This is a genomic window from Klebsiella sp. 64 (assembly GCF_018223915.1).
Lineage (GTDB): Bacteria > Pseudomonadota > Gammaproteobacteria > Enterobacterales > Enterobacteriaceae > Klebsiella > Klebsiella pneumoniae.
In genome coordinates this window covers 238,739-265,235 of sequence record NZ_JAGRQZ010000003.1, presented here as the reverse complement: position 1 = coordinate 265,235, position 26,497 = coordinate 238,739, and the positions used below count along the sequence as shown (strand labels likewise).

Sequence of the window (26,497 nt, the reverse complement as noted above, 5' to 3'; positions counted from 1 at the left end):
AATGTTGCCAGAAGCGCTGGTTACAAGGTAGCCTCATGCGTTATTTTCCTCGCCTGAATGAAGAGATGTGGAGCCGTAATGCCTAACAGTTTGACCTGGTGCGACCTGCCTGAAGACGTTTCCCTGTGGCCTGGGTTGCCGCTTTCCCTGAGCGGCGACGAGGTCATGCCGCTGGATTATCACGCCGGGCGCAGCGGCTGGCTGCTGTATGGTCGCGGTCTGGATAAACGTCGGCTGACGGCGTGGCAGCGTGAGCTGGGCGCCGCGTTAGTGATCGTTGCCTCCTGGGTGGTCGAGGATTACCAGGTGATCCGTTTGGCCGGTTCGCTGACTCCCCGTGCGACGCGACTGGCGCATGAGGCGGGGCTGGACGTCGCGCCATTGGGTAAAATTCCCCATTTGCGCACCCCGGGCCTGCTGGTGATGGACATGGACTCCACGGCGATTCAGATCGAATGCATCGATGAGATCGCGAAACTGGCCGGCACCGGCGAGCTGGTCTCGGAAGTGACCGAGCGGGCGATGCGTGGCGAGCTGGACTTCACCGCCAGCCTGCGCCAGCGCGTGGCGACGTTGAAAGACGCCGATGCCAGTATTTTGCTGCAGGTTCGCGACGCGCTGCCGCTGATGCCGGGCCTGGCGCAGCTGGTGCTCAAGCTGGAAACGCTGGGCTGGAAAGTGGCGATCGCCTCCGGCGGTTTCACCTTCTTTGCCGAGTATCTGCGCGACAAACTGCATCTCGACGCGGTATTCGCCAATGAGCTGGAGATCCGCGACGGCAAGCTCACCGGCAACGTGCTCGGCGATATCGTCGATGCGAAATATAAAGCCAATACGTTGCGCAAGCTGGCGGAAAAGTATGAGATCCCAACGGCGCAAACCGTGGCTATCGGCGATGGCGCCAACGACCTGCCGATGATTAAGGCAGCAGGGCTTGGCATCGCCTATCACGCGAAGCCCAAAGTGAATGAACAGGCGGAAGTGACTATCCGCCACGCTGACCTGATGGGGGTATTCTGTATTCTCTCGGGCAGCATGAACCAAAAGTAAGAGGTAAACGTGGCGAAAGCTCCAAAACGCGCATTTGTCTGTAATGAATGTGGTGCGGATTATCCGCGCTGGCAGGGGCAGTGCAGCGCCTGCCATGCCTGGAACACCATCACCGAGATGCGCATCGCCGCGTCGCCGCAGGTGGCGAGAAACGAGCGTCTTTCAGGCTATGCCGGTAACGCCGGCGTGTCGAAGGTGCAGAAGCTGTCAGATATCAGCCTGGAGGCGCTGCCGCGTTTCTCCACCGGCTTTAAAGAATTTGACCGCGTGCTGGGCGGCGGCGTGGTACCGGGCAGCGCGATCCTGATTGGCGGCAACCCCGGCGCGGGCAAATCGACGCTGCTGCTGCAAACCCTCTGCAAACTGGCGGAAGGGATGAAAACCCTGTACGTCACCGGGGAGGAGTCCCTGCAGCAGGTGGCGATGCGCGCCCATCGTCTCGGGTTGCCAACGGCCAACCTGAACATGCTCTCGGAAACCAGCATTGAGCAGATCTGTCAGATCGCCGATGAAGAAAAGCCGCAGCTGATGGTGATCGACTCCATCCAGGTGATGCATATGGCCGACGTGCAGTCGTCGCCGGGCAGCGTCGCCCAGGTACGGGAAACCGCGGCCTATTTGACGCGCTTTGCTAAAACTCGCGGCGTGGCGATTGTGATGGTCGGCCACGTCACCAAAGACGGCTCGCTGGCCGGTCCGAAGGTGCTGGAGCACTGTATCGACTGCTCGGTGCTGCTGGACGGGGATGCCGACTCCCGCTTCCGCACGTTGCGCAGCCATAAAAACCGCTTTGGCGCGGTGAACGAGCTGGGCGTCTTCGCCATGACCGAGCAGGGCCTGCGCGAAGTGAGCAACCCGTCCGCTATCTTCCTCAGCCGGGGAGATGAAATCACCTCCGGTAGCTCGGTGATGGTGGTCTGGGAAGGGACCCGCCCGCTGCTGGTGGAGATCCAGGCGCTGGTCGATCACTCAATGATGTCCAACCCGCGCCGCGTGGCGGTGGGGCTGGAACAGAACCGTCTGGCGATCCTGCTAGCGGTGCTGCACCGTCACGGCGGCCTACAGATGGCCGATCAGGACGTCTTCGTCAATGTGGTCGGCGGGGTGAAGGTCACGGAAACCAGCGCCGACCTGGCGCTGCTGCTGGCGATGGTCTCCAGCCTGCGCGACCGTCCTCTGCCGCAGGATCTGGTGGTCTTTGGCGAAGTGGGGCTGGCCGGGGAAATTCGCCCGGTACCGAGCGGTCAGGAGCGTATCTCCGAAGCAGCGAAGCACGGCTTCCGCCGCGCCATCGTCCCGGCGGCCAATGTGCCGAAAAAAGTGCCGGAAGGCATGCAAATCTTTGGCGTGAAAAAGCTTTCAGACGCGCTAAGCGTTTTTGACGACTTATAATAAGTTAAAAGGAGATTAGCGATGTCGTCATTTGACTATTTAAAAAGCGCCATTAAGCAGAAAGGCTGTACCCTGCAGCAGGTGGCGGAAGCCAGCGGAATGACCAAGGGGTATCTTAGCCAACTGCTGAATGCCAAAATCAAAAGCCCGAGCGCGCAGAAGCTTGAAGCGCTGCATCGTTTCCTCGGGCTGGAGTTTCCCCGCCGACAGAAAAGCGTCGGCGTGGTGTTTGGTAAGTTTTACCCACTGCATACCGGGCATATCTACCTGATACAGCGCGCCTGTAGCCAGGTCGATGAGCTGCATATCATTATGGGCTATGACGACACCCGCGACCGCGAGCTGTTTGAAGAGAGCGCCATGTCGCAACAGCCGACGGTGCCTGACCGCCTGCGCTGGCTGCTGCAAACCTTTAAATATCAGAAGAATATTCGCATCCACGCCTTCAATGAAGAGGGGATGGAGCCCTATCCGCACGGCTGGGACGTCTGGAGCCATGGGATCCGCGCTTTTATGAGCGAAAAAGGGATCGAGCCGAACCGGATCTATACCTCGGAAGAGGCCGATGCGCCGCAGTACCTTGAGCATCTAGGGATCGAGACGGTGCTTATCGATCCTAAGCGGACCTTTATGAATATTAGCGGCGGGCAGATCCGCGAGAACCCGTTCCGCTACTGGGAATATATTCCGACGGAAGTGAAACCGTTCTTTGTGCGGACGGTGGCGATCCTCGGCGGCGAGTCGAGCGGTAAATCGACGCTGGTCAATAAACTCGCCAATATCTTCAATACCACCAGCGCCTGGGAATATGGCCGGGATTATGTTTTTTCGCATCTCGGCGGCGATGAGATGGCGCTCCAGTATTCGGATTACGATAAAATTGCCCTTGGGCATGCGCAGTATATTGATTTTGCGGTGAAATATGCCAACAAGGTGGCGTTCATCGATACCGACTTCGTCAGCACTCAGGCCTTCTGTCTGAAGTACGAGGGACGTGAGCACCCGTTTGTGCAGGCGCTGATTGATGAATACCGCTTCGACCTGGTGATCCTGCTGGAGAACAATACCCCGTGGGTGGCTGATGGACTGCGCAGTCTTGGGAGCTCGGTGGATCGTAAAGAGTTTCAGTCGTTGCTGGTATCGCTGCTGAAAGAGAACGAGATCGAATTCGTCCATGTGAAGGAGTCGGACTACGATGCCCGGTTCCTGCGCTGCGTCGAGCTGGTGAAACAGCTGATGGGCGAGCAGGGGTAGGGGCTCTGCGGGCTGTAGCCCTCACCCCAACCCTCTCCCAATGGGAGAGGGAGCAAACATTAAAAAAGGCAACTTGCGTTGCCTTTTTGCGTTTTATTTCGCGATACGTTTGTACTTGATTCGCTTCGGCTCCAGCGCGTCGGCGCCGAGAGTGCGTTTCTTGTACTCTTCGTACTCGGTAAAGTTACCTTCGAAGAACTCAACCTTACCTTCATCCTGGTAATCCAGAATGTGGGTGGCAATACGGTCAAGGAACCAGCGGTCGTGCGAGATAACCATCGCGCAGCCCGGGAACTCCAGCAGGGCGTTTTCCAGCGCGCGCAGGGTTTCGATATCCAGGTCGTTGGTTGGTTCATCGAGCAGCAGGACGTTACCGCCGACCTGCAGCAGTTTCGCCAGGTGCAGACGACCACGTTCACCGCCGGACAGCTCGCCAACGCGTTTACCCTGGTCGACGCCTTTGAAGTTAAAGCGGCCCACGTAGGCGCGGCTCGGCATCTCGGTGTTGCCGATCTTCATGATATCCAGGCCGCCAGACACTTCTTCCCACACGGTCTTACTGTTGTCCATCGCGTCGCGGAACTGATCGACGGAAGCCAGCTTAACGGTTTCACCCAGGGTGATGGTGCCGGAATCAGGCTGTTCCTGGCCGGACATCATGCGGAAGAGGGTGGATTTACCCGCGCCGTTCGGACCGATGATGCCGACGATAGCGCCTTTCGGTACCGAGAAGCTCAGATCGTCAATCAGAACGCGGTCGCCGTAGGATTTGCGCAGATGGCTGACTTCCAGAACTTTATCGCCCAGACGCGGGCCTGGCGGAATGAACAGTTCGTTAGTCTCGTTACGTTTCTGATATTCAACGTTGTTAAGCTCTTCAAAGCGCGCCAGGCGGGCTTTGCCCTTAGACTGACGGCCTTTCGCGCCCTGGCGAACCCACTCGAGTTCTTTCTCGATAGATTTGCGGCGTGCGGCTTCCTGAGAAGCTTCCTGCGCCAGACGCTGGTCTTTCTGCTCCAGCCAGGAGGAGTAGTTGCCTTCCCACGGAATACCTTCGCCGCGGTCAAGCTCGAGGATCCAGCCGGCGACGTTATCAAGGAAGTAACGGTCGTGGGTAATCGCCACCACGGTGCCTTCGAAGTCGTGCAGGAAGCGTTCCAGCCAGGCGACGGACTCGGCGTCGAGGTGGTTGGTCGGTTCGTCGAGCAGCAGCATATCCGGTTTTTCCAGCAGCAGACGGCACAGCGCGACGCGGCGGCGTTCACCACCGGAAAGATTAGCGATTTTCGCATCCCAGTCCGGCAGGCGCAGGGCGTCGGCCGCGCGCTCCAGCTGGACGTTCAGGTTGTGGCCGTCGTGCGCCTGGATAATCTCTTCGAACTTGCCTTGCTGTGCGGCAAGCTTATCGAAGTCCGCATCCGGCTCGGCGTATTTGGCATAGACTTCGTCCAGCCCCTTCAGCGCGTTAACCACTTCGGCGACCGCTTCTTCCACGGACTCGCGCACGGTGTGCTCCGGGTTGAGCTGCGGCTCCTGCGGCAGGTAGCCGATTTTGATGCCGGGCTGCGGACGCGCTTCACCTTCGATCTCGGTGTCGATACCGGCCATGATGCGCAGCAGGGTAGATTTACCGGCGCCGTTCAGACCGAGCACACCGATTTTCGCGCCAGGGAAAAAGCTGAGGGAGATATTTTTCAAAATATGACGTTTCGGCGGAACCACTTTGCCGACACGATGCATGGTATAAACGAATTGAGCCACGTTGGACTTCGCCTCTTTCTATTTTGATAGATAGTTCAAAGCCGAAGTGTAGCCTTTTTCGCGCGCTAATCCCAGCGAGGCGACAGGATTCACAGAAGCGTAAAAAAATGTCCAGGACATGGCGCGTTTAGCGTTGTCTGATTAGCATAAGTAAAGCCGCCTGCCGAACCGGCAGGGGTTTTTAAGCGGCACGATGCTGCGAAAATGCACCGGAAAGAGGAAGAGCTTGTGGAAAAAGCCAAAAAAATGGCGTGGCATCTTTTGGCTGCCAGCGTTGGTTTGTTGACGTTGAGTCAGCTGGCGCATGCGGATTCACTGGATGAACAGCGCAGCCGCTACGCACAAATTAAGCAGGCGTGGGATAACCGGCAGATGGATGTAGTCGACCAGCTGATGCCCACGTTAAGCACCTATCCCCTGTATCCCTATTTGCAGTACCGACAGATCACCGACGATCTGATGAACCAGCCGGCGCTGGTGGTGAAAAACTTTATTGACGCCAATCCGACGCTGCCCCCTGCGCGTTCATTACGTTCGCGCTTCGTGAATGAACTGGCCCGGCGCAGCGACTGGCGCGGCTTGCTGGCGTTTAGCCCGGATAAGCCGACCAGCACCGAGGCGCAGTGCAACTATTACTACGCCAAGCTGAGCGTGGGGCAGTCGCAGGAGGCCTGGAGCGGGGCGAAAGAGCTGTGGCTGACGGGCAAGAATCAGCCCGGCGCCTGTGAACCGCTGTTCAGCGCCTGGCGCGACTCCGGTCAGCAGGATCCGCTGGCCTATCTCGAACGGATCCGCCTGGCGATGAAGGCCGGCAATATCGGGCTGGTGAAATCGCTGGCCCAGCAAATGCCCGCCAACTACCAGAGCATCGCCAGCGCCGTGGTCGCCCTGGCTAACGATCCAAACAGCGTCCTCACCTTCGCCCGCACCACCGGGGCGACGGACTTTACCCGTCAGATGGCCGCCGTCGCCTTCGCCAGCGTCGCCCGCCAGGACGTGGAAAATGCCCGCCTGATGATCCCTTCGCTGGTACAGGCTCAGCAGCTCAATGAGGATCAGACCCAGGAACTGCGCGATATTGTCGCCTGGCGCCTGATGGGTAGCGATGTAACCGAAGAGCAGGCCATCTGGCGCGATGACGCAATCATGCGTTCGCAGTCCACGCCGCTGGTGGAGCGGCGGGTACGGATGGCGTTGGGGACGGGCGATCGCCATGGCCTCAACACCTGGCTGGCGCGCCTGCCGATGGAGGCGAAAGAGAAAGACGAATGGCGCTACTGGCAGGCGGATCTGCTGCTGGAGCGCGGCAGGGATGAGGAGGCGCAGGCGATCCTTCGCTCGTTGATGCAACAGCGAGGCTTCTACCCGATGGTCGCCGCGCAGCGTCTTGGCGAGGAGTATACCTTCCGCATCGATAAAGCCTCGGGCACCATCGATCCGGCGCTGGCCTCCGGGCCGGAGATGGCGCGGGTACGTGAGCTGATGTACTGGAATATGGATAACACCGCGCGCACCGAATGGGCCAACCTGGTCACTAGTCGCACCAAATCCCAGCAGGCGCAGCTGGCGCGCTATGCCTTCGATCAGCACTGGTGGGATCTGAGCGTGCAGGCGACGATCGCCGGTAAGCTGTGGGATCAGCTGGAAGAACGTTTCCCGCTGGCCTATAACGACCTGTTTGCCCGCTATGTTAGCGGCAAAGATATTCCGCAGAGCTACGCGATGGCGATTGCCCGTCAGGAGAGCGCCTGGAACCCGAAAGTGCGCTCGCCGGTCGGCGCCAGCGGACTGATGCAGATTATGCCGGGCACCGCGACGCATACCGTCAGTATGTTCAGCATTCCCGGCTACAGCGGCCCGTCGCAGCTGTTGGATCCGGAAACCAACATCAATATCGGCACCAGCTATCTGCAGTACGTTTATCAGCAGTTCGGCAATAACCGTATCTACGCCTCAGCGGCCTATAACGCCGGGCCGGGCCGGGTACGCAGCTGGCAAGGGAACAGCGCCGGACGGATCGACGCCGTGGCGTTTGTCGAGAGTATTCCGTTTTCGGAAACCCGCGGCTACGTGAAGAATGTCCTCTCCTATGACGCCTACTACCGCTACTTTATGGGGCAGCAGGATAAGATCCTCAGCGATGCGGAGTGGCGCCAGCGTTACTGATCGCCGGGAAGTATGTTATGCTTTGTACTCGTTGAAGAGTACATTCGACGGGCAGCGTAAGCTGCCCGTCTCAATATGGTGGCGCGATATGACCCAACAATCTCCCTATTCCGCGGCCGTTGCCGAACAACGTCATCAGGAGTGGCTGCGCTTTGTTGCCCTGCTTCAGCAGGCCTATGCTGAGGATCTGCATCTGCCGTTGCTGCAGCTGATGCTGACGCCCGACGAGCGCGAAGCCCTGGGTACCCGGGTGCGCATTATCGAAGAGTTGCTGCGCGGCGAGATGAGCCAGCGTGAGCTGAAAAATGAGCTCGGCGCCGGAATTGCGACCATTACCCGCGGGTCGAACAGCCTGAAATCGGCGCCGGTAGAGCTGCGCCAGTGGCTGGAGCAGACGCTGCTGGCTAGCGATAAATAGCGTTATGGAACGGGCTTAGCGCCAGCACGACCGCCTGGTGGTAAACGCTGCTGCGGGTTAATCTGCCGCCGGTGAAAACCCCAATCGCCCCCTCTTTACGACCGATCTGATCGATGCCGGTATACTGCGACATGACCGGGCCGAGGGCTTCGCCAGCGCGAACCTGCTCAAGAATAACGTCAGGCAACGGCAGCGTCGCTGAGCGCGCTTCTCCGCGCTGGCTGGCGCTTTCGATGACCACCCAGCTAAAGGTGCTGTCATCGTCGATACCGGCTTCGATAGCTACCCAGAAATCGGCATTTGGCCGGGCAAGGCGCGCATTGGCGACGCGATTTCGTGCGCCAGCGCGCGTTTCCTCGCTGCCGAAGGGCTGTTCCGGCACGCCGCTCTCGACGGCGACGGACTCAATGTGGCAAGATCCTTCGCCGAAAATCTCGTCAAAAGCCTGCAGAATTGCCTGAATTTTGGCGGGATTAGTGGTCGCTGAGACAACATGGTGCATAATCAAAACAACTCAGAATAAACTAACGTCATCGCAGTATACTCTAAATCACCCCGAGGGCAGGCGGTAATGCCCGAAAGCGGTTGATAACGAGTCCAGAACGGAAAAAAAGCATGTTACAAGTATACCTTGTTCGCCACGGTGAAACGCAGTGGAACGCCGAGCGACGTATTCAGGGTCAGTCCGACAGCCCGCTGACCGCCCATGGTGAGCGCCAGGCCTGGCAGGTGGGCGAGCGCGCCAGAACGCTGGGGATCACCCATATCATTACCAGCGATCTGGGGCGAACCCGCCGCACAGCAGAAATTATCGCCGAAGCCTGCGGCTGCAGCGTGATCGCCGATGCGCGCCTGCGCGAACTGGATATGGGGGTGCTGGAGAAGCGCCATATCGACTCGCTCAGCGAAGAAGAAGAAGGCTGGCGTCGCCAGCTGGTCAACGGCACACCGGACGGTCGTATTCCGCAGGGCGAATCGATGCAGGAGCTCAGCGAGCGTATGCATGCGGCGCTGGCATCCTGTCTGGAATTACCCGCCGGTAGCCGGCCGCTGCTGGTGAGTCATGGGATCGCGCTGGGCTGCCTGGTGAGCACGATATTAGGGCTGCCGGCGTACGCTGAGCGTCGTCTGCGGCTGCGCAACTGCTCTATTTCGCGCGTCGACTATCAGCAAAGCCCGTGGCTGGCTTCCGGCTGGGTGGTGGAAACGGCGGGCGACGTCTCGCATCTTGACGCCCCCGCAATGGACGAGCTGCAGCGTTAACGGCGGATCGGGATCAGATACTCGCAGCGCAACTGAATCGGCGTGGCCTGATCCCGGCTTTCATCTTCAGGGTAGAAGCGTTCAATATCCAGCCCCTTGCGACGCGTCAGGTTCAGCATCGGCATGCAGGTGCCGTAGACGGTCAGGATGAATTCCTGCAGACCGGTACCCAGCCCTTCATACGTAAACATGACATACTCGCCGCCCTCCAGGGTCACTGGATGGGCATGCTGCAGGTGGCCGTTAGCCATCTCCGGCGTCAGCGCGGTGGTATAGAATACTTCCTGCTCATCGTCTTTTTCCAGGCTCGGACGCGGCTCATGCAGCCCGTAGAGCACCGGGGGGATTGACGGTGAGTTGCCGAGGAAGTCTCGCCAGAACTGGACCCGCATCTGGTTACGAAAATCGGAGATTTCCTCGAGCTTACAGGTATAGCTCTGGGTCACGCCAAGCAGCTGAGTAGGGGGCAGAGTGATAAACTCATGTTTCGGCAGGGTAAATTCGCCAAGACGCAGCGGCGGGCGCATACCGAACGAGCTCCAGTCCGGCGAGCGGCGGTAGAGCGCCGGCGTCAGCGAGAATTGTTTCTTAAACGCTCGGGTGAAGGTCTGCTGGGAGTCGAAACGGTACTGCAGCGCAATATCAAGGATTGGACGGGCGGTCAGGCGTAATGCGACAGCAGATTTCGACAAGCGGCGCGCGCGAATATAGGCACCGATGGCATGGCCGGTGACATCCTTAAACATTCGCTGCAAATGCCACTTGGAATAACCTGCCTTCGCCGCCACATTATCCAGAGAAAGCGGCTGATCCAGGTGACCTTCCAGCCAGCTAAGGAGATCGCGAATAATCCCTGCTTGATCCATAAAATGTCCCCATCCTTAAACACAGGTGCCTGATATTAAAGTAGCGGATAATAGCATTTTTTGATGTTTTAGCATTCAGTGTTTTTTTTGCTTTTAAATGCGGTAGGTCAGGGGATTTGAACGATAATTTTGTAAAGCTGTGATCTATAAACCTTTTCTGCTAAGTGCGTGATAATCACTCAGCTATATTTTTTAATAATGGTAACAATATGAAATACAAGAAGTTTGCGATGGGGCTGCTCCTGCTGGCCGGTAGCCAGCTGGCTCAGGCGGAGCAGATTGGTTCCGTGGATACGGTCTTCAAATGGTTAGGGCCGGATCACAAAATCGTCGTCGAAGCCTTTGACGATCCGGATGTACAGAACGTGACCTGCTATATCAGCCGGGCGAAAACCGGTGGTATCAAAGGCGGGCTGGGGCTGGCGGAAGATACCTCTGACGCGGCGATTTCCTGCCAGCAGGTCGGGCCGATTGAGCTAACGGACAAAATCAAAAACGGCAAAAGCCAGGGCGACGTGGTGTTCCAGAAGCGCACCTCGCTGGTGTTTAAAAAACTGCAGGTCGTGCGTTTCTATGATGCGAAGCGCAATGCGCTGGTCTATCTGACCTACTCGGATAAAGTGGTTGATGGCTCGCCTAAGAACGCCATCAGCGCCGTGCCGATCATGCCATGGAATAAATAAACGGGAGCGCGCATGCAGCAGCCACGGATTTGGTTAGTTGAGGATGAACAGAGTATCGCTGATACCCTGGTTTACATGCTGCAGCAGGAGGGCTTCCAGGTCAGCGTCTTTGGCCGCGGTTTGCCCGCGCTGGAGGCGGCGGCGCATCAGGCGCCAGATGTCGCCATCCTCGACGTCGGCTTGCCGGATATCAGCGGCTTCGAGCTCTGTCGGCGTCTGCTGACGCGTTATCCGGCGCTGCCGGTGCTGTTTTTGACGGCGCGTAGCGACGAGGTCGATAAGCTGCTGGGGCTGGAAATCGGCGCTGACGATTATATCGCCAAGCCGTTTTCACCACGCGAAGTCTGCGCGCGGGTGCGAACCGTGCTGCGGCGGCTGCAGAAGTTTGCCGCGCCATCGCCGGTGGTACGCGTCGGCGAGTTTGTGCTCGATGAGCAGGCGGCGGCGATCAGCTGGTTCGGCCAGCCGCTGAATCTGACGCGCTACGAATTTCTGCTGTTGAAAACCCTGCTTCACGCGCCCGGTCGCGTCTTCTCCCGTCAGCAGCTGATGGAGCTGGTGTGGATCGATGCCTGGGAAAGCCTCGACCGTACCGTCGATACCCATATCAAAACCCTGCGCGCTAAGCTGCGGGCTGTGAATCCTGAAAAGGCGCCAATCAATACCCATCGCGGTATGGGCTATAGCCTGGGGCGCGGCTGATGCGCATCGGCATGCGCCTGCTGCTGGGCTATTTTCTTATCGTCGCGATCGCCGCGTGGTTTGTGCTGTCGATCTTTGTCCAGGAAGTGAAGCCGGGCGTGCGCCGGGCGACAGAGGGGACCCTCAATGATACCGCTACCCTGTTGGCGGCGCTGGCGCGTGAGGATCTGCTGGCGGCAAACCCGCAGCAGGGCAGGCTGGCGCAGGCCTTTCACCAGCTCAACCAGCAGCCGCTCAACGCCAATATTGGCGGAATTAAAAAGGTACGTAATGAGTACCGCGTCTATCTGACCGATGCCCGGGGCAAGGTGGTGTTTGACTCCAGCGGGCAGGCGACAGGGCAGGACTATTCGCGCTGGAACGATGTCTGGCTCACCCTGCGCGGCCAGTACGGCGCGCGCAGTACGCGCAGCGATCCGCATGATGAAGCCAGCTCGGTGATGTATATCGCCGCGCCGGTGATGGATAAGGGGCGGATTATCGGCGTGCTGAGCGTCGGTAAACCCAACCTGGCGATGACGCCGGTCATTAAGCGCAGCGAGCGGCGGATCCTCTGGGCCGGCGGCGCCCTGCTGGGCATTGCGCTGTTGATTGGCGGCGGCGTCGTCTGGTGGATCAATTTCTCTATCGGCAAGCTGGTGCGCTATGCGGACTCGGTGACCGCTGAGCGCCCGCTGCCGCTGCCGGAGGTTGGCAGCAGCGAATTGCGCAAGCTGGCCCAGGCTCTGGAGAGCATGCGGGTAAAGCTCGAAGGTAAGAATGCCATCGAAAACTATGTCTATGACCTGACCCATGAACTGAAAAGCCCGCTGGCGGCCATCCGCGGCGCGGCGGAGATCCTGCGCGAAGGGCCGCCGCCTGAGGTGGCGGCGCGGTTTACTGATAATATCCTCGCGCAAAACACCCGGATGCAACTGCTGGTGGAGCGGCTGCTCCAGCAGGCGCGACTGGAAAGCCGGCTGGAGATAAAGCAGCAGCCGGTGTCGATAGATGCGCTATACCAACGGCTGACGGAGGAGCGCAACATCGCTCTGGCGGCGAAAGCTATCACTCTGCGCTGGCGGGAGAGTGGGATGCTGGTCAATGGCGATGGCGAGCTGCTGGCCCAGGCGCTGGGTAATCTGCTCGACAACGCGATTGACTTTACCCCCCAGGGCGGTGAGATCGCCCTGGCTGCGGAGAAGCGAAATGAAGAGGTGCAATTGAGCGTTATCGACAACGGGTGCGGTATTCCGGACTATGCCCTGGAACGAATCTTTGAGCGATTCTATTCGCTGCCGCGCGAAGACGGCCATAAGAGCAGCGGCCTTGGGCTGGCGTTCGTTCGTGAAGTCGCGCGCCTGCATCACGGCGATATCAATCTGCACAATCGGCCCGAAGGCGGCGTGGTCGCCACGCTGCGACTTCACCGTCCCTTCACATAGCTTCAAATTCTCCCCACACAGCCGTCCTATTGTGAGGCCATCACGATAGGGAGAAAGGCTATGTTGAAATCACCGTTATTCTGGAAAATCACCACGTTAATAGGCTGTATTGTGCTGCTATCTTTGCCGTTAATGATGGTCAGGGAGCTTATTAATGAGCGAGCGGATTATCGTAGCGAAGTGGTGGACGCCATTGAGCAAAGCACCAGCGGCTCGCAAAAACTCGCCGGACCGCTGATCGCTATTCCGATAACCGAGACCCTGACCCGCATGGAGAACCAAAAAGAGGTCAACTATCAGCGGAGCTGGGTGTATTACTGGCTGCCGGAGTCGCTGGCGGTCACCGGCAAACAGACCGTGGAGTCGAGGAGGGTGGGCATCTACAGCGGCCAGGTCTGGCATAACGCCTTGCAGATTAAGGCCTCGTTTGATCCGCTGCGTCTGGCGGCGCTGAGAAAAACGAATATCGTCTTAGGCCAGCCGCGGCTGGTGGTGAGCGTCGGCGATGCCCGCGGCATTGGCGCCATCCATGCCCCGGAGGTCAACGGTAACGTATTAAGCGTGGAGCCGGGGCTGGGGATAAGCGGCGATGGCGCAGGTATTCATATGCCAATGCCTGCGCTGGCGGAGGACAACAAGCCGCTTGAGATTGCCTTTTCACTCGATCTGAACGGGACGGGAGAGTTTTCACTGGTGCCGCTCGGGCGTAACAGCGAGCTGCAGCTGACCAGTAACTGGCCGCATCCCGGTTTTCTCGGCAGCTTCCTGCCAACGCAACGGGAAGTGAGTGCTGCCGGCTATCGCGCCCACTGGCAAAGCAGCTGGTTCGCCAACGATATGGGGAGCTATTTCAAGGATGATATGGAGATCCCGTGGTCGCGACTGCCGGCGTTCAGTGCCGATGTGATGTCCCTTGCCGACCAGTACCAGCTAACCGATCGGGCGACAAAATATGCCATCCTGTTAATCGGGCTGACCTTTATGGCTTTTTTCGTGTTCGAGAGCCTGACCCGTCGTCCCCTGCATCCGATGCAATATCTGCTGGTGGGCTTATCGCTGGTGCTGTTTTACCTGGTGCTGCTGGCGCTCTCAGAGCACATTGGTTTTACCGCCGCCTGGCTGGCGGCCAGCCTGTCTGGCGCGGTGATGAATGGGATCTACCTTCAGGCAGTGCTCAGAGGATGGCGTAACAGCCTGCTGTTTGTCGCCGCGCTACTGCTGCTGGATGGCGTGATGTGGTTTCTGTTGCATTCTGAGGATAGCGCGCTGCTGCTGGGTACCGGGGTGCTGGCGCTGGCGCTGAGCGTCCTGATGTTTTTGACCCGTCGCGTGGACTGGTATGCGTTATCGCTGCCGAAAGGCACAGTGCCTCCGACACCGGCTGCCGATGACGATAAGCTGCGTCTCTGGAAAGAGTGACGGCATAAAAAACGGCGCCCCTGGGGCGCCGTTTTCGCATCATGGCTGCGGAATAAATCGTATTATTCCTGCAGATCGCCACAGAAACGGTAGCCTTCACCGTGAATGGTAGCGATGATTTCCGGGGTATCCGGAGTGGATTCGAAGTGTTTACGAATCCGACGAATGGTCACGTCAACGGTACGGTCATGCGGCTTCAGCTCGCGACCGGTCATTTTCTTCAGCAGCTCGGCACGAGACTGAATTTTGCCCGGGTTTTCGCAGAAGTGCAGCATCGCGCGGAATTCACTGCGCGGCAGCTTGTACTGTTCGCCGTTCGGGCTAACCAGGGAACGGCTGTTGATATCGAGTTCCCAGCCGTTGAACTTGTAGCTTTCCACGCTGCGACGCTCTTCGCTCACGGTACCGAGGTTCATGGTACGGGAGAGCAGGTTGCGCGCGCGGATAGTCAGTTCACGCGGGTTAAACGGTTTAGTGATATAGTCGTCAGCGCCGATTTCGAGGCCAAGGATCTTATCCACTTCGTTGTCGCGGCCGGTTAAGAACATCAGCGCGACGTCAGCCTGCTCGCGCAGCTCGCGCGCCAGCAGAAGACCATTTTTACCCGGCAGGTTGATATCCATGATCACCAGGTTGATATCATTTTCAGACAGGATCTGATGCATTTCCGCGCCATCGGTCGCTTCGAATACATCGTAACCTTCTGCTTCGAAAATACTTTTTAACGTGTTGCGTGTTACCAACTCGTCTTCAACGATAAGAATGTGCGGGGTCTGCATGTTTGCTACCTAAATTGCCAACTAAATCGAAACAGGAAGTACCAAAGTCCCTGACCTGCCTGCTGCATGTCGCAAATTAACATGCGCGGCGTAACATGACTAAAGTACGTAATTGCGTTCTTGATGCACTTTCCATCAACGTCAACAACATCATTAGCTTGGTCGTGGGTACTTTCCCTCTGGACCCGACGGTGTCAAAAACGGCTGACATCCTAACCATTTTAACAGCAACATAACAGGCTAAGAGAGGCCGAACACCCAATAAAACTACGCTTCGTTGACATATATCAAGTTCAATTGTAGCACGTTAACAGTCTTGTGAAATCATTGCATCGCCATGCTCTTTATAGTCACAATCTTTACCAGGCTCAACTAGTTGCGTGGATAAATTAATAAATACAGTGAATCCAAAGCCTGAAACGATGCATCAGATGAAATTGCATTGCCCATCATATGGATAAATGGGTTCTGTTAACATACTCCTTGTCACGGCCTCCTGAGAACAGTTTAGATTTTTTTATGGGTAAGAAAACGCAATTTTAGTGATTTTTGTTGCAAATTTGTAAATTTTCACCGCGTAAAATGGGGGGCGCTGCGCCTCGATAACGCCTGAGAGAGAGAAAGAAACCGCAATGCGTTTAACGATTATTTTAGTCGGTCCTGCCCGGGCCGAGAACGTCGGCGCTGCCGCCAGGGCGATGAAAACCATGGGATTTCGCGAACTACGGATCGTCGATAGCGAAGCCCACCTGGCGCCGCCGGCACGCTGGGTGGCGCATGGCTCAGGCGACATCCTCGATGGTATCACCACCTATCCCACCCTTGCCGAGGCGCTGCATGACGTTGATTTTACCGTCGCCACCACCGCCCGCAGCCGCGCGCGTTTTCACTATTACGCCACGCCGCAGCAGCTGTTGCCGCTGCTGGAGGAGAAGGCGCAGTGGATGAACCATACTGCCCTGGTATTTGGTCGTGAGGACGCCGGATTGACCAATGAGGAGCTGGCGCTGGCTGATGTGTTGACCGGTGTGCCGATGGCTGCGGATTATCCGTCGCTGAATCTCGGCCAGTCGGTGATGGTCTACTGTTATCAATTAGCATCGCTAATGCAACAAACGGCGCCCGCCGCCGCTGCGGCAGACCATCATCAGCTGCAGGCCTTACGTACTCGTACCCTGGCGTTACTTTCGCGTTTGGGCGTGGAGGATGATGCCAAACTGGCCGACTGGTTGTCGCAACGGCTGGGCCTGCTGCAGCAGCGCGACACGGCAATGTTGCATCGTTTGCTGCATGATATTGAAAAAAACCTGCCAGAATAAAACTCTGTCATATTTTTTATTTATGGATGTGTATGCTGTTCTATGAGCTGGTTTTCCGCCGATCTGGATGTTTTTTCTCACGGCAGCGGGAAAATACGTAAGCCTGCTGAAATGGGGCAAATTGAGAAATTCATTGACTTAAGACGGCAGATACTTTAACCAATATAGGCAGGACATACAGACAGATAAAAATACAGAGTACACAACATCCATGAATCGCATCGGCATGATTACCACCATTATCACCACCACCATTACCACAGGTAACGGTGCGGGCTGACGCGTACAGGAAACACAGAAAAAAGCCCGCACCTGAACAGTGCGGGCTTTTTTTTTGACAAGAGATCAAGGGGTAAGAACCATGCGAGTGTTGAAGTTCGGCGGTACATCAGTGGCAAATGCGGAACGGTTTCTGCGGGTTGCCGATATTCTGGAGAGTAATGCCAGGCAGGGGCAGGTAGCGACGGTCCTGTCTGCCCCGGCGAAGATCACTAACCACCTGGTAGCGATGATTGAAAAGACCATTGGCGGCCAGGATGCCCTCCCCAATATTGCCGACGCCGAACGCATTTTTGCCGAACTTCTTCAGGGCCTTGCCGACGCCCAGCCCGCTTTCCCGCTTGCCCAGTTAAAAGCCTTCGTGGAGCAGGAATTTGCTCAGATTAAGCATGTTCTGCACGGCATCAGCCTGCTGGGTCAGTGCCCGGACAGCGTCAATGCCGCGCTGATCTGCCGCGGCGAAAAGCTCTCCATCGCCATCATGGCGGGTCTGCTGGAAGCCCGTGGACATAAAGTCAGTGTCATTAACCCGGTCGAAAAACTGCTCGCCGTGGGCCACTATCTGGAATCCACCGTCGATATCGCCGAATCCACCCGCCGCATTGCCGCCAGCCAGATCCCGACAGACCATATGATCCTGATGGCCGGGTTTACCGCCGGCAATGAGAAAGGCGAGCTGGTGGTGCTGGGGCGTAACGGCTCCGACTACTCGGCTGCGGTACTGGCCGCCTGCCTGCGCGCTGACTGCTGCGAAATCTGGACCGATGTCGACGGAGTGTACACCTGCGATCCGCGTCAGGTGCCGGATGCGCGCCTGCTGAAATCGATGTCTTATCAGGAGGCGATGGAGCTCTCCTACTTTGGCGCGAAAGTGCTGCACCCGCGCACCATCGCCCCTATCGCCCAGTTCCAAATCCCATGCCTGATTAAAAATACCGGCAACCCACAGGCGCCGGGAACGCTTATCGGCGCCAGCCGCGACGAGGACGATTTGCCGGTGAAAGGCATCTCTAACCTCAACAACATGGCGATGTTCAACGTCTCCGGGCCGGGGATGAAAGGGATGGTCGGCATGGCGGCCCGCGTCTTCGCCACCATGTCCCGCGCCGGCATCTCGGTGGTGTTGATCACTCAATCTTCTTCGGAGTACAGCATCAGTTTCTGCGTGCCGCAGAGCGACTGCGCACGTGCCAAACGGGCGATGGAAGATGAGTTTTATCTGGAGCTGAAAGAGGGGCTGCTGGAGCCGCTGGCGATTATGGAGCGTCTGGCGATCATCTCCGTGGTGGGCGACGGAATGCGTACCCTGCGCGGTATCTCGGCGAAATTCTTTGCGGCGCTGGCCCGCGCCAATATCAATATCGTGGCGATTGCCCAGGGCTCTTCCGAGCGCTCAATTTCGGTAGTGGTCAGCAATGACGACGCCACCACCGGCGTGCGCGTGACCCATCAGATGCTGTTCAACACCGACCAGGTGATTGAAGTGTTTGTCATCGGCGTCGGCGGCGTCGGCGGCGCGCTGCTAGAGCAGATCAAGCGCCAGCAGGGGTGGCTGAAGAACAAACATATCGATCTGCGCGTCTGCGGTGTAGCCAATTCTCAGGCGCTGCTGACCAGCGTGCATGGCCTGAATCTGGAAAACTGGAGTGCGGAACTGGCGGAGGCGAAAGAGCCGTTTAATCTTGGCCGCCTGATCCGCCTGGTGAAAGAGTACCACCTGCTCAATCCGGTGATCGTCGACTGTACCTCCAGCCAGGCGGTCGCCGATCAGTATGCCGACTTCCTGCGCGAAGGTTTCCATGTGGTGACGCCGAACAAAAAGGCCAATACCTCTTCGCTGGATTACTATCACCAGCTGCGCCATGCGGCCAGCAGCTCGCGGCGTAAGTTCCTCTATGACACTAACGTTGGCGCGGGCCTGCCGGTGATTGAGAACCTGCAGAACCTGCTCAACGCCGGCGATGAGCTGCGCCATTTCTCCGGGATCCTGTCCGGCTCCCTGTCGTTTATCTTCGGCAAGCTGGACGAGGGGGTGAGTTTCTCCGCGGCGACGGCGATGGCCCGTGAGATGGGGTATACCGAGCCGGATCCGCGCGACGATTTATCCGGGGTGGATGTGGCGCGTAAACTGCTGATTCTGGCCCGCGAGACCGGGCGTGAACTGGAGCTGGCGGACATTATCGTCGAGTCGGCGCTGCCGCCGGACTTCGACGCCAGCGGCGATGTCGAGACCTTTATGGCCCGCCTGCCGTCGCTGGACGATGGTTTTGCCTCGCGGGTTGCTAAGGCGCGCGATGAAGGTAAAGTCTTGCGCTACGTCGGTAACATCGAAGAGGATGGTACCTGCCGGGTAAAAATAGCCGCGGTTGACGGCAACGATCCGCTGTTCAAAGTTAAGAATGGTGAGAACGCGCTGGCTTTTTATAGCCATTATTATCAGCCATTGCCGCTGGTGCTGCGCGGCTATGGCGCCGGGAACGACGTCACGGCGGCCGGCGTATTCGCCGACCTGCTGCGCACCCTGTCCTGGAAGTTAGGAGTTTAAGATGGTCAAAGTATATGCCCCGGCTTCCAGTGCCAATATGAGCGTCGGGTTTGATGTGTTGGGCGCGGCGGTCACGCCGGTCGATGGCACGCTGCTTGGCGACAACGTCACTGTCGAAGCGGCGGAGCAATTTAGCCTGCAGAATCTTGGACGCTTCGCCAGCAAACTGCCGACGGCGCCGCAGGAGAACATTGTTTACCAGTGCTGGGAAAGCTTTTGCCGGGAGATCGGCAAGACGGTGCCGGTGGCGATGACGCTGGAAAAAAACATGCCTATTGGCTCCGGGCTGGGTTCCAGCGCCTGCTCGGTGGTCGCTGCGCTGGTGGCCATGAACGAGTTCTGCGGCAAGCCGCTGAACGAGACGCGCATGCTGGCGCTGATGGGAGAGATGGAAGGGCGTATCTCCGGCAGCATTCACTACGACAACGTGGCGCCGTGCTATCTTGGCGGCATGCAGTTGATGATCGAAGAGAATGGGATTATCAGTCAGCAGGTGCCCGGGTTTGATGAGTGGCTGTGGGTGCTGGCCTATCCGGGGATTAAAGTCTCTACTGCTGAAGCGCGGGCGATTCTGCCGGCGCAGTATCGCCGCCAGGATTGTATCGCCCATGGTCGCCACCTCGCGGGCTTTATTCACGCCTGCTACACCCGCCAGCCGCAGCTGGCGGCAAAATTGATGAAAGATGTGATTGCCGAACCGTACCGAACCAAACTGCTGCCGGGCTTTAGCGAAGCGCGTCAGGCGGCCATGGAGATGGGCGCCCAGGCTTGCGGCATCTCCGGCTCTGGCCCAACGCTGTTCGCGTTGTGTGATAAACCGGATACCGCACAGCGCGTCGCCGACTGGCTTGGCGCGCACTATCTGCAGAATCAGGAAGGCTTTGTTCATATTTGCCGGCTGGACACGGCGGGCGCACGCGTAGTGGGATAACCAATGAAACTGTATAACTTAAAAGATCATAACGAGCAGGTCAGCTTTGCGCAGGCCGTCACCCAGGGACTTGGCAAGCATCAGGGCCTGTTCTTTCCGCACGATCTGCCGGAATTCAGCCTGACTGAAATCGACGACATGCTGGCGCAGGACTTTGTCACCCGTAGCGCCAAAATTTTATCCGCCTTTATCGGCGATGAGATCCCGCAGGATGTCCTGCAGCAGCGGGTGCGCGCGGCGTTTGCGTTTCCGGCGCCGGTAAGCAAGGTTCAGGAAGATGTCGGCTGTCTGGAGCTGTTCCATGGCCCTACGCTGGCGTTCAAGGATTTCGGCGGCCGCTTTATGGCGCAGATGCTGACCCACATCGCAGGCGATAAGCCGGTCACCATCCTCACCGCGACCTCTGGCGACACCGGGGCGGCGGTGGCGCATGCTTTCTACGGCCTGCCGAACGTCAAGGTAGTGATCCTCTATCCGCGCGGCAAGATCAGTCCGCTGCAGGAGAAGCTGTTCTGTACCCTCGGCGGCAATATTGAAACCGTGGCGATTGATGGCGACTTTGATGCCTGCCAGGCGCTGGTGAAGCAGGCGTTTGACGATGAAGAGCTGAAGGCGACGCTGGGTCTCAACTCGGCTAACTCCATCAACATCAGCCGCCTGCTGGCGCAGATCTGTTACTACTTCGAAGCGGCGGCGCAGCTGCCGCAGGAAGCCCGCAATCAGCTGGTGATTTCCGTGCCGAGCGGCAACTTCGGCGATCTGACCGCCGGTCTGCTGGCCAAGTCGCTGGGGCTGCCGATCAAGCGCTTTATCGCCGCCACCAACGCCAACGACACCGTTCCGCGCTATCTGCAGGGCGGCGAGTGGGCGCCAAAAGCCACCCAGGCGACGCTGTCCAACGCCATGGACGTCAGCCAGCCGAACAACTGGCCGCGCGTTGAAGAGCTGTTCCGCCGTAAAATCTGGCGTCTCAGCGAGCTGGGCTATGCCGCGGTCGATGATGAGACCACCAAAGCAGCGATGCGCGAGCTGAAGGCCATCGGCTACATCTCTGAACCGCATGCGGCGATTGCCTGGCGCGCGCTGCGCGATCAGCTGCAGCCGGGAGAGTACGGCCTGTTCCTCGGCACCGCCCATCCGGCGAAGTTCAAAGAGAGCGTGGAGGAGATCCTGCAGGAGACTCTGCCGCTGCCGAAGGAGCTGGCCGACCGCGCCGACCTGCCGCTGCTGTCTCACAACCTGCCGGCGGATTTCGCCGCGCTGCGTAAGCTGATGATGGGCTAAGCCAGGCAATAATATCGGCAACATGATCGACCAAACCGGGCAGCTATTGCCCGGTTTTTATATTTAACGCACTTTTCCATATCAGTAAAATTTCTCTCCATAAAATTCCCCACACTATTTTATTGTCAGCGCACTGCTTTTATTGCAAACTCTTTTACAGATTGTCATCTTTGCCGGATAATTCCACTGGATTATCTTTTTTATTTATTATTTCATGATACTTATATTTATGCTGCTGATTTTATTATGAAGCAGCTATAGATATCATTTGTTATAGATGCATTGTTAATGCACAAGGTTTTCAAGGAGGAAACATGCGTATTTTATCTCTTTTTTTGGTGATGTTCGTTTTAACAGGCTGCTCCGGGACAACGATTGGCGGTAATGAAGATAAATTAACGCCAGCCTATCTGAAACAACATCTCATTGTCGGAAAAACCACTAAGGCCGAGGTTCGTCAGTATTTTGGTGCCCCGGATTCTGGTCATACGACGGTGACGGCGTCGGGTAAAGAGAGCTGGTATTATTCAGTAGATAAAGGGATCAACCTGGTCAGCCTCGCGGGTTCCATGATCCCGGTAACCGGGGCATCGCAAGCTGCCGATGCGGTCGATAAGTCCAGCCAAAAAGATTCGAACTCGCTGATGATTTTCTTCGATGAAAAAGGCGTGGTGGAAAACTGGGTGCGTTAAAATAAGTAATAATCTGCTTAATTATATTGAAAAGGGGAATGACTCCCCTTTTTTATTACCGTAACGTGTTACTGCTCGTGGCGTTTAAACACCAGTTCGCCTTTCTCTGAGGCATCCGCATCAAAGAAATAGCCTTCGCTATTAAAAGCTTTGAGCTGCTCCGGCTGGGTTAAGCGGTTTTCAATAATGTAGCGGCTCATCAGGCCGCGGGCTTTCTTCGCATAAAAACTGATCACTTTGAATTTGCCGTTCTTCTCATCGAGGAATACCGGCTTGATCAGCTGACCCTGCAATTTTGGCGTTTTCACCGATTTAAAATATTCATCGGAAGCCAGGTTGATGACGATATCGTCGCCCTGGTCGCGCAGCGCCTGATTCAGCTTCTCGGTAATGGTATCCCCCCAGAACTGGTACAGATCTTTGCCGCGCGGATTTTCCAGACGGATCCCCATCTCCAGGCGGTAGGGCTGCATCAGGTCTAACGGGCGCAGCACGCCATACAGCCCGGAGAGCATGCGCAGGTGTCGCTGGGCGAAGTCAAAGTCGTCCTCGGTGAGCGTCTCTGCCTGCAGGCCGGTGTAGACATCGCCTTTAAAGGCGAGGATCGCCTGGCGGGCATTTTGCGGCGTAAAGTCAGGGTGCCAGTCGTGGAAGCGGGTGGCGTTTAGATCCGCCAGCTTGTCGCTAATGCTCATCAGCTTGCCGATTTGCGGCGCGCTCAGCTTACGGGCGATGCCGATAAGCTGCTGAGAATACTCGAGGAGTTCGGGCTGGGTATAGCGAGTCGTTGCCAGCGGGCTTTGATAATCGAGCGTTTTAGCAGGTGAAATCAGAATCAGCATATCCAGTCCTTGCAGGTAATTTCGACGAATTTTAACAAAAAAAGTGCATGGTGGGATCGATAGCTGCAATTGCCGCGCTATTCGCGCGGCAATTCATTCCAGGCGCCGGGGGCCAGCTGTTGGTCAATATCCGGGTAACGAGTGGCATCGAAAGTCGGCTGGATACCCAGCCGCCGCTGACGCAGATAATCGCTGGCGATAATCCGCACCGTCGGGGAGAGCAACAGAATGGCCGTCAGGTTGGTCATCGCCATCAGCGCCATGATGATATCCGCGCTCTGCCAGACGACAGGCAGGCTAACCATGGTCCCCAACAGCACCATCAGGATGGTGAGTATTCGCAGCCCCCAGATATAGCGTGGCTTATCCAGGCGCAGGAAGACCAGATTATTTTCCGCGTACACGTAGTTGGCTACGATAGAGCTAAAGGCGAACAGCAGCACGATGAGGGCGATAAAACCCGCTCCCCAGCCGCCGACCAGCACGCTCATCGCGTGTTGCAAGTCCTGAATACCGTTGAGCGTATATTCATTGTCGGGCCGCGGCGCCAGCATGACGATAATCGCGCTTGCGGTACAGATCACGATAGTATCGATAAACACGCCAATCATCTGCACGATCCCTTGCGCCGCCGGGTGCGGCGGCCAGGATGCGGCGGCCGCGGCGGCGTTAGGCGAAGAGCCCATCCCTGCTTCATTGGAGAACATGCCGCGCTGGAAGCCGCTGGTCAGCGCCTGGCTGATGGTGTAGCCCACCGCGCCGGCGGCGGCCTCCTGCCAGCCGAAGGCGCAGCGAAAGATGGTAGCGAAAATCGTCGGCAGGGCGGTGATGTGCCACAGGCCGATGAGCAGGCTGGTGGCGATCCACAACAGCGCCATAAAGGGAACGATCCATTGCATCAGACGCGCCACGCCGCGTAAACCACGGAGGATCGCCAGCAAAACGACAACGGCCAGCACGCCGCCGCTGACCGCCGCCGGCAGATCGAACGCATAGCGCAAGGCATGGGCCACGGAGTTAGCCTGCACGGTATTGAAGATAAAACCATAGGCCAGCAGGAGGAGGATCGAAAACAGGACGCCCATCCAACGCATGCCGAGCCCGCGCGCCATGTACCAGGCCGGGCCGCCGCGAAACTGTCCGCGGCTATCGCGTTCTTTATACAGCTGAGCAAGGGAACATTCAGCAAAGCTGCTGGCCATGCCGAGCAGGGCGGAAACCCACATCCAGAATACGGCGCCGGGCCCACCGGCGGCGATCGCCAGCGTCACCCCGGCAAGATTGCCGCTGCCGACCCGGGCGGCAAGGCTGGTACAGAGCGCCTGAAAGGACGTTAAACCACCCGGCTGCGGGTGCAGGCTTTTTTTTAGACTGCGGCCGAATTTGCGCACGTAACGAAACTGAATACCCCGGGTTTGCCAGCTAAACCAGATACCGGCGCCCAGTAGCAGATAAATCATCACTGAGCCCCAGAGTATTTCATTGATAAATGAGAGAAAATCAGGCATTAAACATCCTCTTGTCCATGCCGGTACGCCAGTGTAAGCGTTACCAATTAAGTGACAATCCTTTCGCTTTCAGCAAATTAATCTGCATAGTTTATCACACTCTGCGCTCTTCTCTCGTCGGCGGTTGCGCTGACCCGGCAGCGTGTTATCATCTGGGCAGACCGGTTACATCCCCTTAACTGCTGTTTAAGAGAAATATATCATGACGGATAAATTAACTTCTCTGCGTCAGTACACCACTGTCGTCGCTGACACCGGAGATATTGCGGCAATGAAGCTGTATCAGCCTCAGGATGCCACCACTAACCCTTCCCTGATTCTCGGCGCGGCTCAGATCCCTGAGTACCGTAAGCTGATTGACGACGCTGTCGCCTGGGCTCGTAGCCAGAGCAGCGATCGCGCGCAGCAGATCCTCGATGCTTCCGATAAGCTGGCGGTGAACATCGGTCTCGAAATTCTGAAACTGATCCCGGGCCGTATCTCTACCGAAGTGGACGCACGTCTCTCCTATGACACCGAAGCGTCTATCGCGAAAGCCAAGCGCATCATCAAGCTGTACAACGACGCGGGCATTAGCAACGATCGCATTCTGATCAAACTGGCCTCCACCTGGCAGGGCATTCGCGCCGCTGAACAGCTGGAAAAAGAAGGCATTAACTGTAACCTGACGCTGCTGTTCTCCTTCGCTCAGGCTCGCGCTTGCGCCGAAGCGGGCGTCTTCCTGATTTCGCCGTTCGTTGGCCGTATCCTCGACTGGTACAAAGCCAACACCGACAAGAAAGAGTACGCACCGGCAGAAGATCCGGGCGTGGTTTCCGTCAGCGAAATCTACGAGTATTACAAGCAGCACGGCTATGAAACCGTCGTGATGGGCGCAAGCTTCCGTAACGTTGGCGAAATTCTGGAACTGGCTGGCTGTGACCGCCTGACCATCGCCCCGGCGCTGCTGAAAGAGCTGTCCGAAAGCGAAGGCGCCGTTGAGCGTAAGCTGGTATATACCGGTGAAGTGAAAGCGCGTCCGGAGCGTATTACCGAATCTGAGTTCCTGTGGCAGCATAACCAGGATCCGATGGCGGTAGACAAACTGGCGGAAGGTATCCGTAAGTTTGCGATCGACCAGGAAAAACTGGAAAAAATGATCGACGAACTGCTGTAATCGCGCAGGTGGCCGACGCCCGTCGGCCACATTACACTGTCTGTCCCGCCTCCGGCAGTGTATCATTTCGTTTAACGCCACAGTTTGAACGGAATAACCATGAATACCTTACGAATCGGCTTAGTTTCCATTTCCGATCGCGCCTCCAGCGGCGTCTATCAGGACAAAGGCATCCCGGCACTGGAAGAGTGGCTGGCACGTGCCCTGACCACCCCTTTCGAGCTGCAAACCCGTCTGATTCCGGATGAGCAGGCCATCATTGAGCAAACGCTGTGCGAACTGGTTGACGAAATGGGGTGCCATCTGGTGCTGACCACCGGCGGAACCGGCCCTGCGCGTCGCGATGTGACGCCCGACGCAACGCTGGCGATCGCCGATCGCGAGATGCCGGGCTTCGGCGAGCAAATGCGCCAGGTTAGCCTACACTTTGTGCCGACGGCTATCCTTTCCCGGCAGGTCGGTGTGATCCGCAAGCAGGCGCTGATCCTCAACCTTCCCGGGCAACCGAAAGCAATTCAGGAGACTCTGGAAGGGGTGAAAGATGCTGACGGCAACGTGCTGGTACACGGTATTTTCGCAAGTGTACCTTATTGTGTACAGTTGCTTGAAGGGCCTTATGTGGAAACCGATGGCCGTGTAGTAGAAGCTTTTCGTCCCAAGAGCGCCAGACGCGAAACTTTATCCTGAATTTGATGCATTTTTGATATAACCTGCATCGCTAATGGTGTGCCGTTTTATTTACGATATAGTGATTTTTACTTTAC

Annotated in this window: 25 protein-coding genes and 1 other annotated feature; of the genes, 19 read left to right on the top strand and 6 right to left on the bottom strand. The window is 57.4% G+C overall.

What is annotated here, in order from left to right; translation table 11 throughout:
* The first annotated feature begins 78 nt into the window (after nucleotides 1-78).
* The 3 genes from serB to nadR are packed head-to-tail and all read left to right on the top strand — an operon-like array spanning nucleotide 79 to nucleotide 3,696.
* Nucleotides 79-1,050, top strand: coding sequence for a phosphoserine phosphatase (gene serB, locus KHQ23_RS04355; protein ID WP_004177487.1), 972 nt, complete (start codon nucleotides 79-81; stop codon nucleotides 1,048-1,050).
* A gap of 9 nt (nucleotides 1,051-1,059) precedes the next feature.
* Nucleotides 1,060-2,442, top strand: a complete 1,383-nt coding sequence (radA, locus tag KHQ23_RS04350; RefSeq protein WP_002887800.1) for a DNA repair protein RadA — start codon at nucleotides 1,060-1,062, stop codon at nucleotides 2,440-2,442.
* Nucleotides 2,443-2,463: 21 nt separating this feature from the next.
* On the top strand, nucleotides 2,464-3,696 hold the full coding sequence (gene nadR, locus KHQ23_RS04345) for a multifunctional transcriptional regulator/nicotinamide-nucleotide adenylyltransferase/ribosylnicotinamide kinase NadR (RefSeq protein WP_002887802.1): 1,233 nt from the start codon (nucleotides 2,464-2,466) through the stop codon (nucleotides 3,694-3,696).
* Between the two features lie 93 nt (nucleotides 3,697-3,789).
* On the opposite strand, the gene ettA is transcribed toward nadR, so the two are convergent.
* Entirely contained in the window at nucleotides 3,790-5,457 is a 1,668-nt protein-coding gene (gene ettA, locus KHQ23_RS04340) for an energy-dependent translational throttle protein EttA (RefSeq protein WP_002887805.1), read from the bottom strand.
* A gap of 228 nt (nucleotides 5,458-5,685) precedes the next feature.
* Here ettA and sltY point away from each other — a divergent pair, with 228 nt between their 5' ends.
* Together sltY and trpR are read left to right on the top strand one after the other, a co-directional pair.
* Nucleotides 5,686-7,623, top strand: coding sequence for a murein transglycosylase (gene sltY / locus KHQ23_RS04335; protein WP_004182874.1), 1,938 nt, complete (start codon nucleotides 5,686-5,688; stop codon nucleotides 7,621-7,623).
* Nucleotides 7,624-7,711: 88 nt separating this feature from the next.
* The gene (gene trpR / locus KHQ23_RS04330; RefSeq protein ID WP_002887809.1) at nucleotides 7,712-8,041 is read left to right on the top strand and encodes a trp operon repressor; all 330 of its coding nucleotides are present in this window, start codon (nucleotides 7,712-7,714) and stop codon (nucleotides 8,039-8,041) included.
* On the opposite strand, the gene yjjX is transcribed toward trpR, so the two are convergent.
* On the bottom strand, nucleotides 8,028-8,543 hold the full coding sequence (yjjX, locus tag KHQ23_RS04325; protein WP_004178555.1) for an inosine/xanthosine triphosphatase: 516 nt from the start codon (nucleotides 8,541-8,543) through the stop codon (nucleotides 8,028-8,030). The two genes, trpR and yjjX, sit on opposite strands and share 14 nt — an antisense overlap.
* Nucleotides 8,544-8,656: 113 nt before the next feature.
* Here yjjX and gpmB point away from each other — a divergent pair, with 113 nt between their 5' ends.
* On the top strand, nucleotides 8,657-9,304 hold the full coding sequence (gpmB, locus tag KHQ23_RS04320; protein ID WP_002887811.1) for a 2,3-diphosphoglycerate-dependent phosphoglycerate mutase GpmB: 648 nt from the start codon (nucleotides 8,657-8,659) through the stop codon (nucleotides 9,302-9,304).
* Here the strand turns inward: gpmB and robA are convergent.
* A complete protein-coding gene (robA, locus tag KHQ23_RS04315; protein WP_002887812.1) occupies nucleotides 9,301-10,170 on the bottom strand; it encodes an MDR efflux pump AcrAB transcriptional activator RobA in 870 nt (289 codons plus the stop codon). The genes gpmB and robA overlap by 4 nt on opposite strands.
* 209 nt (nucleotides 10,171-10,379) lie before the next feature.
* Between robA and creA the strand changes: the two genes are divergently transcribed.
* From creA to creD, 4 genes are read left to right on the top strand one after another with little or no spacing between them, the layout of a single operon-like run.
* Complete coding sequence (gene creA, locus KHQ23_RS04310) at nucleotides 10,380-10,853, top strand: protein CreA (protein ID WP_002887814.1); 474 nt, start codon at nucleotides 10,380-10,382, stop codon at nucleotides 10,851-10,853.
* A 12-nt stretch (nucleotides 10,854-10,865) separates the two neighbouring features.
* The gene (creB, locus tag KHQ23_RS04305; protein WP_002887820.1) at nucleotides 10,866-11,555 is read left to right on the top strand and encodes a two-component system response regulator CreB; all 690 of its coding nucleotides are present in this window, start codon (nucleotides 10,866-10,868) and stop codon (nucleotides 11,553-11,555) included.
* On the top strand, nucleotides 11,555-12,979 hold the full coding sequence (gene creC / locus KHQ23_RS04300; RefSeq protein WP_004146022.1) for a two-component system sensor histidine kinase CreC: 1,425 nt from the start codon (nucleotides 11,555-11,557) through the stop codon (nucleotides 12,977-12,979). Before creB ends, creC begins: the two co-directional genes overlap by 1 nt.
* Nucleotides 12,980-13,039: 60 nt before the next feature.
* Nucleotides 13,040-14,398, top strand: coding sequence for a cell envelope integrity protein CreD (gene creD / locus KHQ23_RS04295; protein ID WP_004182878.1), 1,359 nt, complete (start codon nucleotides 13,040-13,042; stop codon nucleotides 14,396-14,398).
* Nucleotides 14,399-14,460: 62 nt separating this feature from the next.
* Here creD and arcA read toward each other — a convergent pair whose 3' ends face one another.
* A complete protein-coding gene (gene arcA / locus KHQ23_RS04290) occupies nucleotides 14,461-15,177 on the bottom strand; it encodes a two-component system response regulator ArcA (protein ID WP_002887843.1) in 717 nt (238 codons plus the stop codon).
* A 95-nt stretch (nucleotides 15,178-15,272) separates the two neighbouring features.
* Between arcA and yjjY the strand changes: the two genes are divergently transcribed.
* From yjjY to KHQ23_RS04255, 7 genes are all read left to right on the top strand, one after another.
* Complete coding sequence (yjjY, locus tag KHQ23_RS04285; RefSeq protein ID WP_004146984.1) at nucleotides 15,273-15,413, top strand: protein YjjY; 141 nt, start codon at nucleotides 15,273-15,275, stop codon at nucleotides 15,411-15,413.
* Between the two features lie 396 nt (nucleotides 15,414-15,809).
* Nucleotides 15,810-16,496: a tRNA/rRNA methyltransferase gene (locus KHQ23_RS04280; RefSeq protein WP_002887846.1), complete on the top strand. Its 687-nt coding sequence runs from the start codon at nucleotides 15,810-15,812 to the stop codon at nucleotides 16,494-16,496.
* Between the two features lie 211 nt (nucleotides 16,497-16,707).
* A complete protein-coding gene (thrL, locus tag KHQ23_RS04275; protein WP_004222578.1) occupies nucleotides 16,708-16,776 on the top strand; it encodes a thr operon leader peptide in 69 nt (22 codons plus the stop codon).
* Nucleotides 16,715-16,832: a sequence feature (Thr leader region), on the top strand. Its footprint overlaps the gene before it by 62 nt.
* Before the next feature lie 25 nt (nucleotides 16,833-16,857).
* Entirely contained in the window at nucleotides 16,858-19,320 is a 2,463-nt protein-coding gene (gene thrA / locus KHQ23_RS04270) for a bifunctional aspartate kinase/homoserine dehydrogenase I (RefSeq protein WP_032414492.1), read from the top strand.
* A gap of 1 nt (nucleotide 19,321) precedes the next feature.
* Nucleotides 19,322-20,251: a homoserine kinase gene (thrB, locus tag KHQ23_RS04265; protein ID WP_002887853.1), complete on the top strand. Its 930-nt coding sequence runs from the start codon at nucleotides 19,322-19,324 to the stop codon at nucleotides 20,249-20,251.
* Nucleotides 20,252-20,254: 3 nt separating this feature from the next.
* The gene (gene thrC / locus KHQ23_RS04260; RefSeq protein ID WP_002887863.1) at nucleotides 20,255-21,535 is read left to right on the top strand and encodes a threonine synthase; all 1,281 of its coding nucleotides are present in this window, start codon (nucleotides 20,255-20,257) and stop codon (nucleotides 21,533-21,535) included.
* Between the two features lie 314 nt (nucleotides 21,536-21,849).
* Nucleotides 21,850-22,227, top strand: a complete 378-nt coding sequence (locus tag KHQ23_RS04255) for a hypothetical protein (protein ID WP_023284668.1) — start codon at nucleotides 21,850-21,852, stop codon at nucleotides 22,225-22,227.
* A 68-nt stretch (nucleotides 22,228-22,295) separates the two neighbouring features.
* On the opposite strand, the gene yaaA is transcribed toward KHQ23_RS04255, so the two are convergent.
* On the bottom strand, nucleotides 22,296-23,069 hold the full coding sequence (yaaA, locus tag KHQ23_RS04250; RefSeq protein ID WP_023159257.1) for a peroxide stress protein YaaA: 774 nt from the start codon (nucleotides 23,067-23,069) through the stop codon (nucleotides 22,296-22,298).
* Between the two features lie 77 nt (nucleotides 23,070-23,146).
* Nucleotides 23,147-24,577, bottom strand: coding sequence for a sodium:alanine symporter family protein (locus KHQ23_RS04245; RefSeq protein ID WP_023284669.1), 1,431 nt, complete (start codon nucleotides 24,575-24,577; stop codon nucleotides 23,147-23,149).
* A gap of 202 nt (nucleotides 24,578-24,779) precedes the next feature.
* Here KHQ23_RS04245 and tal point away from each other — a divergent pair, with 202 nt between their 5' ends.
* Entirely contained in the window at nucleotides 24,780-25,733 is a 954-nt protein-coding gene (tal, locus tag KHQ23_RS04240) for a transaldolase (RefSeq protein ID WP_002887897.1), read from the top strand.
* A gap of 99 nt (nucleotides 25,734-25,832) precedes the next feature.
* Entirely contained in the window at nucleotides 25,833-26,420 is a 588-nt protein-coding gene (mog, locus tag KHQ23_RS04235; protein ID WP_002887898.1) for a molybdopterin adenylyltransferase, read from the top strand.
* Nucleotides 26,421-26,497: the final 77 nt, after the last annotated feature.